Genomic DNA, 15,025 nt, shown 5'->3' on the forward strand with positions numbered 1-15,025 from the left:
AATGCGTCCTCTCGAATCATCGTCGGCGTGATTGATCAAACAGCCTGGCGAGGACTTGCGACTTCCAGCCGCATGTCCAGCCCGCCCATACCGAAGAAATCGGCGTTGATCACCTTGAAATGAATGCTGTCGTAGCGCCTGTCGTGGGGCACCACATCCTCTTCGCCGCGGCTGGCCACGCCAACGGACAGAAAATAGTCGCCATCGGCCAAGTCGCAGCGGAAGGCGGCCACGACATCGACCGCGCTGCCGGCAGCGCCGCCAGCGGTGAACGCAGGCAGCGGTTTGTACTCGGTATTGGTCCCGTAAACGACGACACCCTCGGCCGTTTTCAAGGTGAAGCCGACGATCGGCTTGATCACCTCGCGCTCGAATACCATTCTGACCACGAGGCGCACTTCCTGGCCGCACTCGAGAATCGGCGGATAAAGCGTTTGCGCCGATCGCAACTCGAAGTCGGTGATGCGTACGGCACCGTCGCCCCAGCGGAATTCATGGGGATTGTAGTTGGGGCGCGATTCGTAACCACTGCCCTCGCCGGAGAACGGCACGCTCTCCTCGAACGGCGCGTCTGCGGCCCGCTCGCCTGCGTCGGGCGCGGGGGCATCGGTATCGCCGCTGCCGAACAGCAGGTTGTAGTAGGCGTTGACCACGTCCTTGGGCTTGCCTTGGCGCAGGACGCGGCCGCTATCGAGCAACTGCGCGAACTCACAATGCTGCACGATCTGATCGGCCGAGTGGCTGACCAGCAGGATCGAAGCGCCATCGTCCTTGAGCTGCTTCAGCCGCGCGAAGCACTTGGCCTGAAACTTCGCGTCGCCGACCGACAGGGCCTCGTCGACGATCAGCAGCTGCGGGTGCACCTGCGCCTGCACCGCGAACGCCAGGCGCACCACCATGCCGCTGGAATAGCTGCGGATCGGTTGGTCGATGAACGCACCGATGTCGGCGAACGCGAGGATGCGATCCAGGCTCGCATCCACTTCTTCCTTGCTCAAGCCGAGGATGGCCGCATTGAGATAGACGTTCTCGCGTCCGGTGAACTCGGGATTGAAGCCGCTCCCCAGTTCCAGCAATGCCGCCACGCGCCCCTTCACCTGGATGCTGCCCTCGGTCGGGGTCAGCGTGCCGGCGATCATCTGCAGGAAGGTCGATTTTCCCGAGCCGTTGCGGCCGATGAGGCCGACTGTCTGGCCACGGCGCACCTGCAGGTCGGCGCCGCGCAATGCCCAGAATTCACGGTAGTAGCGCCGCGAGCCGCCCACCAGACCCTGCAGCAAGCGGTGCGAAGGCCGGTCGTAGATGTGGTAGCACTTGCCGACGCCACGCGCGTCGACCACCAGGTCGGCGTCGCTGGACATCGGGCTGTCCGCTTGCGCTACGGTCAAGAGCTCAGAGGACATCGGCGAATCCCCGGCGCGTCTTCTGGAAGACGAAGTAACCGAAATAGGCGAACGCCAGCGCGCCGAGCGTATACATCCCCAAGCCCGCCCAATCAGGCGCGCGCCCCCAGAACGCGACGTCGCGCGCCTCGTCGATGATGAAGGTCAGGGGATTGAGGTGGAAGACGAACTGGTACTTCGGCGGCAGCGTGCTCACCGGAACGATGGCGGAAGACAGGAACAACGTCGCCGTGGCGATCACGCCGGTCATCTGGCCGATGTCGCGCAGGAACACGCTCAGCGAGGACAGCAGCCATCCCAGGCCGAGCAATCCGACCGCCAGCGGCAGGAACACGATCGGCAGGAAGATCAGCGTCGGGTGCATTTCATGCCGCACGATCAGGTTCAGCACGACGAACACCAGCGAATTGGTGCAGGCGTGGAAGAGCGCCGACAGCACCATCGTCCAGGGCAGGACATCGAGTGGAAACACGATCCGCTTGACTAGGTTCGAATTGCCGATGACCAGGGTGGGCGCACGCGTCAGGCATTCGGCGAACAGGCCATGCACGATCAAGCCGAGGAACAGCAGCATGGCGAAGTCGGCGATGTTGCCGCTGGTCCCCGGCCAGCGCGATTTCAGCACATAGCCGAACGCCAAGGTGTAGATGATCAGCATCATGAAGGGGCTGATCAGCGACCACAGCAAGCCGAAGCTGGCGCCGCGATAGCGTCCGAGCACGTCGCGCCGGGTCATCTCCATCGTCAGGCTGGGATAGTGCAACCAGGCATGGAACGGACCGGTCGGCGAAATGCGATTCGCCCGTTGCAGCACGTTGTGCATGTCAGCTCCGCAGCGCGCGATCGAGGTCGGCTTGCAAATCCCCCACATCCTCGACCCCCACGCTCAACCGCACCAGCGCATCGCTGATGCCGAGCTGGGCGCGCCGTTCCACCGGCACCGAGGCGTGGGTCATGACCGCAGGATGGTTGACCAGGCTTTCCACGCCGCCCAGCGATTCGGCCAGGGTGAACAGCTCGGTGCGTTCGCAGAAGCGCTTAGCCGCGTCGAAGCCGCCCTTGAGCACGATCGAGACGATGCCGCCGAAGCCGGACATCTGCCGCTGCGCCAGGGCGTGCTGCGGATGCGAGGCCAGGCCGGGGTAGATCACCTTGTCGATCGCCGGATGGGTGTCCAGCCACTGCGCCAGCTGCAGCGCGTTGTCGCAATGCGCGCGCATCCGCAGCGGCAGGGTCTTGAGCCCGCGCAGCGCCAGGAAGCTGTCGAATGGGCCCTGCACGCCGCCCACCGAGTTCTGCAGGAACGCCAGCTGCTCGGCCAGTTCGGGGTTGGCGCCGACCACGGCGATGCCGCCGACCATGTCGGAGTGGCCGTTGAGGTACTTGGTGGCCGAATGCACGACGATGTCCGCACCCAGTTCCAGCGGGCGCTGCAGCATCGGCGAGGCGAAGGTGTTGTCCACCACCACCAGCAGGCCGTGCTGGCGCGCGATGGTCGCGATCGCGGCGATGTCGACGATCTTCAGCATCGGGTTGGTGGGCGTCTCGATCCACACCATCTTGGTCTTGGACGTGATCGCGGCGGCGAACGCAGCCGGATCGGTCAGGTCGACGAAGCTGAAGTCCAGTGCGGCGGTGCGCCTGCGCACGCGCTCGAACAGGCGGTAGCTGCCGCCGTACAGGTCGTCCATCGCCACTACGTGGCTGCCGCTGTCCAGCAGCTCCATCACCGTGGAGGTGGCCGCCATGCCCGAGGCGAACGCGAAGCCGCGCGAGCCGCCTTCCAGCGCGGCGACGCAGCGCTCGTAGGCGAAGCGGGTCGGGTTGTGAGTACGCGAGTACTCGAAGCCCTGGTGTTCGCCGGGGCTGGACTGGGCGTAGGTGGAGGTCGCATAGATCGGCGGCATCACCGCGCCCGTGGACGGGTCCGGATGCTGGCCGCCATGGATCGCCAGGGTCGCCAGCGACAGCGCGCGGCCGTCGCCATTGGGGTTGGACGTGTGGTCCGTCATGAGGGGTTCCCGGAGAAGGGGCGTGATTCTAGCAGCGAGGTCTGAACGGCCCCCTGTATCGGGAGCCGTCCACGAGGCACCGTCACTGGACGCGGCGGCGTAGATAGTTGAGCAGGTCGATGCGGGTGATCAGGCCGAGGAAGGCGCCGTCGTTCATCACGATGGCGACCTGGCCGCGGTCGAACACCGGCAGCAGCGCTTCGATCGGCGATTTCACGTCGAGCCGGTCGAGCTTGCTGACCATGGCCGTGGAAACCGGATCGCGGAACCGTGCCTCGTCGCCATAAACGTGCAACAAGACGTCGCTTTCGTCGACGATGCCGACCAGTTGGTCGCCATCCATCACCGGCAGCTGCGACACGTCGTACAGCTTCATGCGCTGGTAGGCGGTGGTCAGCAGGTCGTTGGGGCCGACCACCACGGTGTCGCGCTGGCTGTAGGGGCGCAGGATCAGGTCGCGCAGGTCGCCGTGCTGCGGGCGCTCCAGGAAGCCGTTGTCCAGCATCCAGTAGTCGTTGTACATCTTCGACAGGTACTTGTTGCCGGTGTCGCAGACGAACACCAGCACGCGCTTGGGCTCGGTCTGCGCGCGGCAGTACTTGAGCGCGGCGGCCAGCAGGGTGCCGGTCGAGGAGCCGCCGAGGATGCCCTCCTTGGCCAGCAATTCGCGCGCGGTATGGAAGCTCTCGGCGTCGCTGATCGAATAGGCTTGCTTGACCCGCGAGAAGTCGGAGATGTCGGGCAGGAAATCCTCGCCGATGCCCTCTACCAGCCAGCTGCCGGACTTCTCGCTGACCGTGCCCTGCTCGATGTACTCGGTCAGGATCGAGCCGACCGGGTCGGCCAGCACCAGCTCGGTATGCGGCGAGGCGGCGGCGAACGCGCGCGACAAGCCGGTCATGGTGCCGGAGCTGCCGCAGCCGAACACGATCGCGTCCAGCTTGCCGTCCATCTGCCGCAGGATCTCCGGGCCGGTGCCGAACTCGTGCGCGGCCGGGTTGTCGGGGTTGCCGAACTGGTTGACGAAGTAGGCCCCAGGGGTCTCGGCGGCGAGGCGCGCGGCCAGGTCCTGGTAGTACTCGGGATGGCCCTTGGCCACGTCCGAGCGGGTCAGCACCACTTCGGCGCCCATCGCCTTGAGGTTGAAGATCTTCTCCCGGCTCATCTTGTCCGGCACCACCAGGATCAGCTTGTAGCCCTTCTGCTGGGCGACCAGGGCCAGGCCGATGCCGGTGTTGCCGGCAGTGCCCTCCACCAGTACCGCGCCGGGCTTCAGTTCGCCGCGGCGCTCGGCCGCCTCGATCATCGACAGGCCGATGCGGTCCTTGATCGAGCCGCCGGGATTGGCGCTTTCCAGCTTCAGGTACAGCTCGCACACGCCAGTGTCGAGCTTGCTGGCCTTGACGATGGGGGTGTCGCCGATCAGGTCGAGTACGGAAGAGTGAATGGCCATCGCGTCCGGATGCATCGCGCCGTCATAGCGGCTGGACCGGTGATTATCCGCGGTATGCGCCGGAATGTCAGACATAGCGCCAAACCGGCACGAAAAAAGCCGCGATCGCGGCTTCGGGAGGAGATGACGCGGACGGTGGCAAGCCGACGAGGAGGCCGGCCACCGCCCGCGACAATTGAACGCTTGTCGTGGGAGAGAGGAATCAGTGAGGCTTTTGCTGCTCGTCGTAGAGCCGCAACAGCTTTTCCTTGGCCGCGAGCTTTTCCCGCTTCATCTGCGACAGGGTGAGATCGTCGATCGGCAGCACGCCGAGCTCGGCGTCCATGCACTTCTTGTCCAGGGTCTTGTGGCGTTGGTAGAGCTGCTTGAATTCCGGATCGGACTTGATCAACGCGTCGATTTCGGTCTGCGGTTGCCCTTCGAACATAGGAATAGCCTCCTTCAGCTGGAAACAAGAACGCCCCGGCCGGAACGGCACGGGGCGTTGCCTGGGAGCGGAGTCGCGCGGGTCGCCAGCCACTCCACCGCAACGCCCGGGCCTGCTGCCCTTGGAACGTCTCGCTGCGGTGCGTGCCACTGCTTCATCGGCCCGGAGTCTCCGTGGAACCAGGCGACGATGTATCGCCTGGGAGTTCGACCCTACGCCTCCCCACCAGTTCCGGCAAGAGCAGCAGCGCGCGCTTTCCGCATTCAGTTGCTTGCCGCTCAGGCCCAGAGAAAAACCGCGTTAAACGGGCTCCAAGACCTGCAACGGCCAGCCCCGCTCAGGGCGCGATCACCACCTCGGCGGCACGCGCCTTGGTCGCCGGTGCCTTCTTGCCGACCGCCTGCAGGCGGCTCGCCGCGACGCCGCCAGCGACCAGCGCGTCGCGCAACGCGTCCGCGCGCTTCTGCGCCACGCCGGCATCGGCGTCGTAGGCTTCGATCCGCACCCGGCCCTTGGCGCCGATCTGCAGATACTGCGCCAACGCCTTGGCCTGGCCGGCGGCATCGGCCGACAGCGCCGCCTTGCCTGCGGCGAAGGCGCCGCCGGTGACGGTGAACACCTCCCCGCGCGGCTCGAAACGCGACGCCGGCAGCTTGGCCCCGGCGACCAGCTCGGCCTCTTCGCGGGCCAGCTTGGCCGACTTCTGCTGCGCGGCGCTGAGCTTGGCGGTCTGCTGCCCGGCGACGTTGGTCAGCGCCTGCTCGGCATCCTGCCGCGCCAGCTGCTCGGCCTCGGCGGCCTGGCGCAGGCTCTCGGCCTCTTCGGCCTGGATCTGCGCCTGCACCCGCAGCCGCTCGGCTTCCTGGCGCGCGCGCGCGGCCTCGCGCCGGCTAGCCTCGACCAGCAAGTCGCTGCGGGTCTTCTCCAACTGGTCGACCTGGCGCCGCGCCAGTGCCGCGCGTGCGGCGGTCTCGGCGATCTCGACGCGGCGCTCGGCGAGATAGCGTGCGTCGTCCTGCTCCTTGCGCTTGGCCGCGGCGAACGCGGCGACCGCCTGCTGCGCCTGCAGCCGCTCGTAGGCGGCCACGTCGGCACTCAGCGGATCAGCCTGCAGCGCGACCAGGCGCTGGTTCAGCACCGCCAGTTCCGGATCGTCGGCCGCGAACGCGGCCAGCGGTGCGACCAGCAACAACAGCGCGGCCAGGCGGCCGGCCATCCCCAGGTAGCGGCTCATGGACGGCCCTCCCCGGTGTTCAAGCTGCGCTCCAGCTCGGCCACTTCGGCCTTGCGCTGCTTGAGCTGCGCGTTCGCCACCGCCTCCTCGCTGCGCACCCGCGCCAGGTCGGCGTCGGCCGCCACGCGCAGCGCCAGCTGCGGTGCGGTCTTGCGTTGGCGGCGGTCCAGCGCCGCCTGTTGCGCCTGCTCCAGGCCCTGGCGGGCGGTGGCGATCAGGTCCGGGGCGTATTGGTCGGCGTCGGCCTGGATCGCGCGCTGCACCGCCTGCTGCGCGGTCTGCAGTTCCGGCGAGGCGACCTGGGCAAAGGCGGCGGGCGTGGCAAACAGCGCCAATGCGCACGCCATCACGTACTGCGGGCAACGGATTTGTGCGAAGCTAGTTTTCATCAAGGGGGGCCGTAGGCGGAGACGTCGAGCACGGCCATTGTCGGAAGCCTGTGGCGCGCTTGCAACGGGCTGCCGCGGATTGTTGGGGAACCATTGCGCATGGATATCGGCTACTTCCTGAAGCTGATGACCGAAAAGAACGCCTCGGACATGTTCCTGACCACGGGAGCACCGGTCTATATCAAGATCGAAGGCAAGCTGTACCCGCTCGGCGCCACCGGCCTGCCGCCGGGCATGGTCAAGAAGATCGCCTATTCGCTGATGGACGAGGGCCAGGTGCCGCAGTTCGAGCGCGAGCTGGAGCTGAACATGGCCATCGCACTGCAGGACGCCGGCCGCTTCCGGGTCAACGTGTTCAAGCAGCGCGGCGAAGTCGGCATGGTGATCCGCGCGATCCGCAGCAAGATCCCCAGCATCGAGGAACTGCACCTGCCGCAGGTGCTGAAGGACGTGATCATGACCCCGCGCGGGCTGGTCCTGGTGGTCGGCTCCACCGGCTCGGGCAAGTCCACCTCGCTGGCGTCGATGATCGACCACCGCAACAGCACCACCACCGGGCACATCCTCACCATCGAGGACCCGATCGAATACCTGCACAAGCACAAGATGTCGATCGTCAACCAGCGCGAGGTCGGCCTGGACACCCATGCCTTCCACAACGCGCTGAAGAACGCGATGCGCGAGGCGCCGGACGTGATCCTGATCGGCGAGATCCTGGACGCGACGACGATGGAGGCGGCGATCGCCTTCGCCGAGACCGGCCACCTGTGCCTAGCCACGCTGCACTCCAACAACGCCGACCAGACCATCGAGCGCATCCTCAACTTCTTCCCGGAAAGCGCGCACAAGAACGTGCTGATGAACCTGGCGCTGAACCTGCGCGCGGTCGTCTCGCAGCGCCTGGTCAAGGACAAGAACGAGCGCCGCCGCCCGGCCACCGAGGTGCTGCTGAACACGCCGATGATCCGCGACCTGCTGCGCCGCGGCCAGGTCCACGAGATCAAGGCGGCCATGGAAGAATCGCTGGAGGAAGGCATGGAGACCTTCGACCAGTGCCTGTTCCGGATGGTCAAGCAGGGCCAGATCGAGCAGGAGGAAGCGCTGCGCGCGGCCGACTCGCGCGACGGCCTGGCACTGAAGTTCCGCCTGTCCGAAGGCTCCAGCGGCGAACACGACCCTTACGCCGACTATGACGCCGGCGGCAGCGGCGGCGCCAGCTCGCCGCGGATCACGCACGGCTTCGGCTGAGACAGCCGTACCCCTGTAGGAGCGGCTTCAGCCGCGACAGGGTCTGCCGGATGATGTGTGTCGCGGCTGAAGCCGCTCCTACAAGGTTAGGCGCCAGGCTCAGCCTTGGGCGTCCGGCTGCCGCTCCGGGCGCGCCGCCTCGAATGCCGGTAGCGCCAGGCAGGCCTGCTCGATCCGCGCGATGGTCGGATACGCCTGCATGTCCACGCCGAAGCGGCGTGCGTTGAACGCCTGCGGCACCAGGCAGCAATCGGCCAGTCCCGGCTGTTCGCCGTGGCAGTAAGTGCCGGTATCCGGCGATTCGGCCAGCAACTGCTCCAGCGCATCGAAGCCCAGCACGATCCAGTGCAGCATCCACTCTTCGCACTCGGACTGCGGCACGTTCCAGACGGTCTCGAAGAATTGGGTCACGCGCAGGTTGTTGAGCGGATGCACGTCGCTGGCGATCAGTTGCGCCAGCCCGCGCACCCGCGCGCGGTCGATCGCCGCATCGGGCAGCAGCGGCGGCTCCGGCCAGCGTTCGTCCAGGTATTCCAGGATCGCCAGCGACTGGCGGATCGGCTGGCCGTCGTGGCACAGCGTCGGCACCAGTTCCTGCGGATTGAGCCGCGCGTACTCCGGCGAATGCTGTTGGCCGCCGTCGCGCAGCAGGTGCACCGGCAACGCCTGGTAGGCCAGCCCCTTCAGATTGAGGCCGATGCGAACCCGATAGGCGGCGCTGGAACGCCAGTAGGTGTACAGCTGCAACGCCTCTTCCACGCTCTGCACTCCGCATTCGGACGATCAAGATACCGGTGGACACCGGCGCAGCGGTACCGCCGGTCGTATGGGCAACGCCGCCGGCCGGGTCAGGGCCGGGACGCAGGTTCGATGCGCTGCTCGATCGCGCCGAAGATGCTCACTCCATCACGGTCCAGCATCTCGATCCGCACCACATCGCCGAACTTCATGAACGGCGTGCTCGGCTGGCCGTCGCGCAGCGTTTCCACCACGCGCAGCTCGGCGAAGCACGAAGCGCCGCGCGAGGTGTCCTGGTTGGCGATGGTGCCCGAACCGATCACCGCGCCGGCCGCCAGCGGCCGGGTCTTGGCCGCGTGCGCGACCAGCTGGGCGAAGTCGAACTGCATGTCCTCGCCGGCTTCCGGCGCGCCGAACCAGGCGCCGTTGATGTGGGTCAGCAGCGGCAGGTGCAGCTTGTTGTCGCGCCAGGCCTCGCCCAGCTCGTCGGGGGTGACGAACACCGGCGACAGCGCCGAGCGCGGCTTGGACTGCACGAAGCCGAAGCCCTTAGCCAGCTCGGCCGGAATCAGGTTGCGCAGCGACACGTCGTTGACCAGCCCGACCAGTTGAATATGCGCGGCCGCCTGCTGCGCATCGACCGCCATCGGCACGTCGTCGGTGACCACCACGATCTCCGCCTCCAGGTCGATGCCATAGTCCTCGCTGACCACCTTGACCGCCTCGCGCGGGCCGTAGAAGCCGGCGCTGACCGCCTGGTACATCAAAGGATCGGTGTAGAAGCTCTCCGGCACCTCGGCGCCGCGCGCGCGCCGCACCCGCTCCACATGCGGCAGGTAAGCGCTGCCGTCGAGGAACTCGTAGGCGCGCGGCAACGGCGCCGCCAGCGCGGTGATGTCCAGGTCGAACTGGCCGTCGGCGCTGCCGTCGTTGAGCGACTCGGACAGCGCATTCAGGCGCGGCGCCAGATTGCTCCAGTCCTCCATCGCGCGCTGCAGGGTCGCGGCGATGCCGGTGGCGCGCACGGCGCGGGTCAGATCGCGGGAAACGACGATCAGGGTGCCGTCGCGGCCGCCTTCCTTCAGGGAACCTAGCTTCATGTCCGTCCAATGCTGGGGAGCTGATCGGCGATTGTACGGCCAGACCGGATATTGGTTGCAACTGAAACGGAATCGCCGGCTGTCGGCTGGTTCACTGCGGCTTTTGTGCAACGCGCCAATTCAGCGTAGACTGGCTAGGTCTGCATGCGGCCGTCCGTTTCCCTTAGGGATCGCCGGCGAGGCCAGGATCGTTCCGATCCGCTCGCCCGCCCCGCCCGACGCCTTTCGTGGTGCCGACAAACCCGAGCGCTGTTCTGCTCCGGGTTGATCCACCCTCTCGCAGCGCGGTTCACGGGAACGCTCCGAGCCTCACCCTACTTGCGTCTGCACTCCGGGCACGTCCCGGCGACGGCGCGTTATCCGGAGCTTTCCTCGATGTCTTTCGAATCCCTGGGCCTGGCGCCCTTCCTGCTGCGTGCGTTGGCCGAGCAGGGCTATGAAACCCCCACCCCGATCCAGTTGCAGGCGATTCCGCTGGCGCTGGCCGGCCACGACCTGATGGCTGGCGCGCAGACCGGTACCGGCAAGACCGCCGCGTTCGGCCTGCCGCTGCTGCAGCATCTGGGCACCTCGCCGCAGCCGGTCGGCAATGGCGCACGCAAGCCGCGCGCGCTGATCCTGACCCCGACCCGCGAGCTGGCCACCCAGGTGCACGACAGCCTGCGCGGCTACAGCAAGTACCTGCGCATCCCCAGCACCACCATCTACGGCGGCGTCGGCATGGGCAACCAGCTCGACGCGCTGCGTCGCGGCGTGGACCTGCTGATCGCCTGCCCGGGCCGCCTGCTCGACCACCTCGAGCGCCGCAGCGTGGACCTGTCGGGCATCGAGATCCTGGTGCTGGACGAAGCTGACCGCATGCTCGACATGGGCTTCCTGCCCTCGATCAAGCGCATTCTGGCCAAGCTGCCCAAGCAGAACCGGCAGACCCTGCTGTTCTCGGCGACGTTCGAGGAAGGCATCAAGCAGCTGGCCCGCGAGTTCATGCACAACCCACAGGAAATCCAGGCCACGCCGAGCAATACCGTCGCCGACACCATCACCCACCGCGTGCACCCGGTCGACGGCACCCGCAAGCGCGAGCTGCTGCTGCACCTGCTGGCCGCCGATTCGCGCATGCAGACGCTGGTGTTCGCGCGCACCAAGCACGGCGCCGACAAGCTGACCATGTTCCTGGACAAGTCCGGGCTGAAGACCGCCGCGATCCACGGCAACAAGAGCCAGGGCCAGCGCCTGCGCGCGCTGAGCGACTTCAAGGCCGGCCGCATCACCGTGCTGGTGGCGACCGACATCGCCGCGCGCGGCATCGACATCGACCAGCTGCCGAAGGTCATCAACTACGACCTGCCGATGGTCGCCGAGGACTACGTGCACCGGATCGGCCGCACCGGCCGCAACGGCTCGCAGGGCGAAGCGGTGTCGCTGGTGGCGCAGGACGAGGCCAAGCTGCTGCGCGCGATCTCGCGCATGCTCAAGCGCGAGATGGACATCCGCGACGTGCCGGGCTTCGAGCCGTCCACGCCGATCCGCTGGGGCAACAACAATCCGGCCGACGAGCGTCCGGGCGGCCAGCGTCCGCCGCGCAAGAGCACCCACGCGCGCCGTCCGCACGGCGATGCGCCGCGCCCGCACGCGCACGCCGGGGCCAAGCCGGCCGGCGGTACCCAGCCGGGCGGCGCACGTCGCCAGGGCGAGCGCCGTCGCAGCGGTAGCCAGCCCAGCGCCGCACGCTAAGCGCAGCCGACCGCAGCACCACGAACGCCGCCTCCGGGCGGCGTTCGTGTTTTCGCGACGCGCCGTTATCGCGAGACCGCAGCAGGACCGGCGATCCGCCGGCCATTTCCCCCGCCACCTACAATGACGCCATGGATATCTTCAAGAGTTTTACCCTGGAGGCAGCGCACCGCCTGCCCAACGTCCCGCCCGGCCACAAGTGCGCGCGGCTGCACGGGCATTCGTTCCGGATCGAGCTGCACGTCAGCGGCGAACCCGGTGCCGACACCGGCTGGGTCATGGACTTCGGCGACATCAAGGCCGCATTCCGCCCGATCTACGACCGCCTCGACCACCACTACCTCAACGACATCGAGGGACTGGAGAACCCGACCAGCGAACGCCTGGCGATATGGATCTGGGAACAACTCAAGCCGGCATTGCCGCTGCTGAGCGAGGTGGTGGTCCACGAGACGTGCACCTCTGGGTGCCGGTATCGCGGGCCTGCTTGAGGCAGGGATTCGGGATTCGGGATTCGCAAGGGCGGCATGGCGGCGACTGACCGGTGCGGATGGACGGCCCTGTTCCTGGGTGCCCGCGGCGGCGCAACTGGCATCTGCCCGGTGTGTCCGCAGGCTAGGTTAGCGCCAGGCAGATCGCCTCCAACCCATTGATCCGAAAAGCTACTTAAACAAAGCCTGAGCAGCTTCAGAAAATAATGTTGCATTGCAGCAGAATGCGCGTATGTTGCACTGCAACAGCAATCGGCATTCCCTTGGAGTCGCATGATGTCCGCTCAGTTCAACGATCAATTCAGCAGCTACACCCAGCAGTTCGCCGCCGCCGCTTCGCGCGCCAACCGCCTGGCATTGGAAAGCGCTGAGAGCGTGTTCGGCGTGCAGCTGAAGACCTTCGAGAAGAACGTCGCCGCGACCACCGGCTTCCTCGGCGAGCTCACCGAAGCGCGCGACATCGGCAGCGTGCAGTCGCTGTGGCCGAAGGGCCTGCAGATCGCCCGCGACAACTTCGAGCGGCTGGCCACGGCCAACCAGGAAATGTTCGGCCTCGGCCTGAAGACCTCCGAAGCCATCGGCCAGCTCGCCAAGAGCCAGTTCGAGGCGGCCAGCGACCAGGCCGCGCCGAAGGCCAAGACCAAATAAGTCCACTGCGGCGCAGCCGCACGACTGACCAGTGGTACGCGCGGGTCCCTCCCCCCGCGCAGCCAAGACCCGGTAGATCCCTCCCTCTACCGGGTCTTTTTTATGGCCGGGATTTGGGATTCGGGATTTGGGATTCGGGATGGCCAGCCTGCGGCTGGCGAAGAGCGCGCGGGATTCGGGATTCGCAAGTGCGGGCGTTCCTGCGCTGCTTGCCAGGGCCTTGGGCCGAAGTTTTTCCAGTCCAGCATCCGGGCTGAAAGCCCCTCCGTCACAACAGCCCTTTCCTCGCGAAAGCGGCTATTGCGCTGCGTGCGCTTCCGGCCAGGCGCGGGCTCAGTCCTGCGCCATCTGCGCGCCCTGCCATGGGGTCAGCGACGCTGCAAGCGCAGCCGGGTCCGGCTGCGGCCGATACGGCAGCCGCCCCCAGCACGGTATCGGCAGCCGCTCCTGCAGCATGCGCATATTGGCGTCGATGCGCTCCATCGCCGGATCGATCTCGTTGCCGATCCAGCCGATGCAGCGCAGGCCGTCGGCGGCGATCGCCGCGGCGGTGAGCCGGGCATGGTTGAGGCAGCCCAGGCGCAGGCCGACCACCAGCACCACCGGCAGCGCCAGCGCGCGCGCCAGATCGGCCTGCTCCATGGTCGCCGACAGCGGCGCCGCCCAGCCGCCGACGCCTTCCACCACTACCACGTCGGCTTGCGCACGCAACCGCGCGAAGGCCTCGGCGATCGGCCCCAGTTCAACACATACCCCGGCGTCGGCCGCGGCCAGCTCCGGCGCCAGCGGCAGCGGCAAGGCGTAGGGATTGAGGTCGGCATAGTCCGGGCGCGGCATGCTCGCCGCCTGCAGCGCCAGTGCATCCTCGTTGCGCCAGCCGTCCGCGCTGCGCTCGCAGCCGCTGGCGACCGGCTTCATGCCCACCGCCGTCTGCCCACGCGCGCGCAACGCGTGCAGCAGCGCGGTGCTGGCGACGGTCTTGCCGATGCCGGTATCGGTACCGGTGACGTAGAAGGCGGGAAAGCGCATCGTGGCAGGATCCTCGAGGTCGGCGCATGCGGCGCGGGCGCGCAGGATAGCCGGCGCGCCGCGTCGCGTCAGCGCTGCCCGGCCTTTCGCCGGTGCGCTTGAGAATGGTGCCTCGGGATACCGCCCTGCCTCGCGTCTCGACCGGCGCTGGCGTACAGGCCGCCATCGGCCGCTGCTAGACTCGCGCGATGTTCGCTTCCTCTTCGCTCACCGGCAGCAAGCCGGAACAGTACGCCCAACTGCTCGCCCAGGCCCGTTCCCTGGTCAGCGGCGAGCCCGACCGCATCGCCAATGCCGCCAACCTGGCGGCGCTGGTGTACCACGCGCTGCCGCGGCTGAACTGGGTCGGCTTCTACCTGTACGACGGCAAGGAACTGGTGGTCGGCCCGTTCCAGGGTCTGCCCGCCTGCGTGCGCATCCCGCTGCACAAGGGCGTGTGCGGCGCCGCCGCCAGTACCGGCCAGACCCAGCGCATCGACGACGTCGAGGCCTTTCCCGGGCATATCGCCTGCGATGCGGCCTCGCGCTCGGAGCTGGTGGTGCCGCTGCTGCGCGCTGGCGAGCTGATCGGCGTGTTCGACCTGGACAGCCCGGACCTGGCGCGTTTCGACGCCGACGACCAGCACGGCCTGGAAGCGATCGCCCAGGTCTTCGTCGACGCGCTGCGATGAGCCGGCAATGAGCACCGAAAAACTGCGCAACATCGGTCCCAAGAGCGCGGCCTGGCTGCGCCAGGTCGGCCTGCGCACGCAGGAGGACCTGGCCACGGCCGGCGCGGTCGGTGCGTTCCTGAAGGTCAAGCGCGCCGGCTTCAAGCCCAGCCTCAACCTGCTGTATTCGCTGGAAGGGGCGCTGACCGGTTGCCATTGGCAGGAACTGCCCGAGGCGCGGCGCGCGCAGCTGCTCGGCGAGCTGGAAGCCGCGGCGGCGCAGCTGCCGGCGCAGCGCGGCCTGCCGGTGGCCGGGCCGGTGGCGACCACCCATTTCGACCGCGACGGCGACCGCAGCGACACGCCGTATGCGGAGGACGCGCACGACGCATCCGACGACCACGAACGCGACGACGGCCACGCCAGCGAGCGCGACGACGACTGATCCGCGCGCAACAGCGGCGATCGC

The 15,025-nt window shown here is 67.5% G+C and carries 16 protein-coding genes; 6 read left to right on the plus strand and 10 right to left on the minus strand.

Translation table 11 applies throughout. From position 1 onward, the window contains the following. Nucleotides 1-35 precede the first annotated feature (35 nt). From HEP73_RS18640 to HEP73_RS18670, 7 genes are all read right to left on the minus strand, one after another. Nucleotides 36-1,403 carry an ABC transporter ATP-binding protein gene (locus HEP73_RS18640; RefSeq protein ID WP_185821076.1) on the minus strand — a complete coding sequence of 456 codons (1,368 nt, stop codon included), beginning with the start codon at nucleotides 1,401-1,403 and terminating at the stop codon, nucleotides 36-38. Continuing rightward, entirely contained in the window at nucleotides 1,393-2,226 is an 834-nt protein-coding gene (locus tag HEP73_RS18645; protein ID WP_185821077.1) for an ABC transporter permease, read from the minus strand. Before HEP73_RS18645 ends, HEP73_RS18640 begins: the two co-directional genes overlap by 11 nt. Before the next feature lies 1 nt (nucleotide 2,227). Further along, nucleotides 2,228-3,415 (minus strand): cystathionine gamma-synthase, encoded by a 1,188-nt coding sequence (locus tag HEP73_RS18650; protein ID WP_185821078.1) that lies wholly within the window; start codon nucleotides 3,413-3,415, stop codon nucleotides 2,228-2,230. A gap of 82 nt (nucleotides 3,416-3,497) precedes the next feature. Continuing rightward, the gene (locus HEP73_RS18655) at nucleotides 3,498-4,868 is read right to left on the minus strand and encodes a pyridoxal-phosphate dependent enzyme (RefSeq protein ID WP_185821079.1); all 1,371 of its coding nucleotides are present in this window, start codon (nucleotides 4,866-4,868) and stop codon (nucleotides 3,498-3,500) included. 202 nt (nucleotides 4,869-5,070) lie between these two features. Next, nucleotides 5,071-5,295, minus strand: a complete 225-nt coding sequence (locus HEP73_RS18660; protein WP_009575526.1) for a YdcH family protein — start codon at nucleotides 5,293-5,295, stop codon at nucleotides 5,071-5,073. Nucleotides 5,296-5,632: 337 nt separating this feature from the next. Further along, nucleotides 5,633-6,529, minus strand: a complete 897-nt coding sequence (locus tag HEP73_RS18665) for an OmpA family protein (protein WP_458309630.1) — start codon at nucleotides 6,527-6,529, stop codon at nucleotides 5,633-5,635. Next, a complete protein-coding gene (locus tag HEP73_RS18670; RefSeq protein ID WP_185814022.1) occupies nucleotides 6,526-6,918 on the minus strand; it encodes a DUF4398 domain-containing protein in 393 nt (130 codons plus the stop codon). Before HEP73_RS18670 ends, HEP73_RS18665 begins: the two co-directional genes overlap by 4 nt. A gap of 99 nt (nucleotides 6,919-7,017) precedes the next feature. Here HEP73_RS18670 and HEP73_RS18675 point away from each other — a divergent pair, with 99 nt between their 5' ends. Continuing rightward, nucleotides 7,018-8,166: a PilT/PilU family type 4a pilus ATPase gene (locus tag HEP73_RS18675; RefSeq protein ID WP_185814023.1), complete on the plus strand. Its 1,149-nt coding sequence runs from the start codon at nucleotides 7,018-7,020 to the stop codon at nucleotides 8,164-8,166. Between the two features lie 99 nt (nucleotides 8,167-8,265). Here HEP73_RS18675 and maiA read toward each other — a convergent pair whose 3' ends face one another. Both maiA and HEP73_RS18685 read right to left on the minus strand, forming a co-directional pair. Beyond that, a complete protein-coding gene (gene maiA, locus HEP73_RS18680) occupies nucleotides 8,266-8,925 on the minus strand; it encodes a maleylacetoacetate isomerase (protein WP_185821080.1) in 660 nt (219 codons plus the stop codon). Between the two features lie 89 nt (nucleotides 8,926-9,014). Next, nucleotides 9,015-10,004 carry a fumarylacetoacetate hydrolase family protein gene (locus HEP73_RS18685; RefSeq protein ID WP_185821081.1) on the minus strand — a complete coding sequence of 330 codons (990 nt, stop codon included), beginning with the start codon at nucleotides 10,002-10,004 and terminating at the stop codon, nucleotides 9,015-9,017. A 375-nt stretch (nucleotides 10,005-10,379) separates the two neighbouring features. Between HEP73_RS18685 and HEP73_RS18690 the strand changes: the two genes are divergently transcribed. From HEP73_RS18690 to HEP73_RS18700, 3 genes are all read left to right on the plus strand, one after another. Further along, complete coding sequence (locus HEP73_RS18690) at nucleotides 10,380-11,738, plus strand: DEAD/DEAH box helicase (RefSeq protein ID WP_185821082.1); 1,359 nt, start codon at nucleotides 10,380-10,382, stop codon at nucleotides 11,736-11,738. A 131-nt stretch (nucleotides 11,739-11,869) separates the two neighbouring features. Beyond that, nucleotides 11,870-12,229, plus strand: a complete 360-nt coding sequence (queD, locus tag HEP73_RS18695; protein WP_185821083.1) for a 6-carboxytetrahydropterin synthase QueD — start codon at nucleotides 11,870-11,872, stop codon at nucleotides 12,227-12,229. Nucleotides 12,230-12,505: 276 nt separating this feature from the next. Continuing rightward, the gene (locus HEP73_RS18700; RefSeq protein ID WP_185814028.1) at nucleotides 12,506-12,877 is read left to right on the plus strand and encodes a phasin family protein; all 372 of its coding nucleotides are present in this window, start codon (nucleotides 12,506-12,508) and stop codon (nucleotides 12,875-12,877) included. Between the two features lie 333 nt (nucleotides 12,878-13,210). Here the strand turns inward: HEP73_RS18700 and bioD are convergent, their stop codons facing one another. Then, nucleotides 13,211-13,906 carry a dethiobiotin synthase gene (bioD, locus tag HEP73_RS18705; RefSeq protein ID WP_185821084.1) on the minus strand — a complete coding sequence of 232 codons (696 nt, stop codon included), beginning with the start codon at nucleotides 13,904-13,906 and terminating at the stop codon, nucleotides 13,211-13,213. Between the two features lie 188 nt (nucleotides 13,907-14,094). On the opposite strand from bioD, the gene HEP73_RS18710 reads away from it, so the two are divergent. Both HEP73_RS18710 and HEP73_RS18715 read left to right on the plus strand, forming a co-directional pair. Beyond that, entirely contained in the window at nucleotides 14,095-14,577 is a 483-nt protein-coding gene (locus tag HEP73_RS18710) for a GAF domain-containing protein (protein WP_179568652.1), read from the plus strand. A 7-nt stretch (nucleotides 14,578-14,584) separates the two neighbouring features. Then, a complete protein-coding gene (locus tag HEP73_RS18715; RefSeq protein ID WP_185821085.1) occupies nucleotides 14,585-15,001 on the plus strand; it encodes a TfoX/Sxy family protein in 417 nt (138 codons plus the stop codon). The last annotated feature ends 24 nt before the right edge of the window (nucleotides 15,002-15,025 follow it).

Origin of the sequence: Xanthomonas sp. GW (genome assembly GCF_014236815.1) — a bacterium.
Classification (GTDB): domain Bacteria; phylum Pseudomonadota; class Gammaproteobacteria; order Xanthomonadales; family Xanthomonadaceae; genus Xanthomonas_A.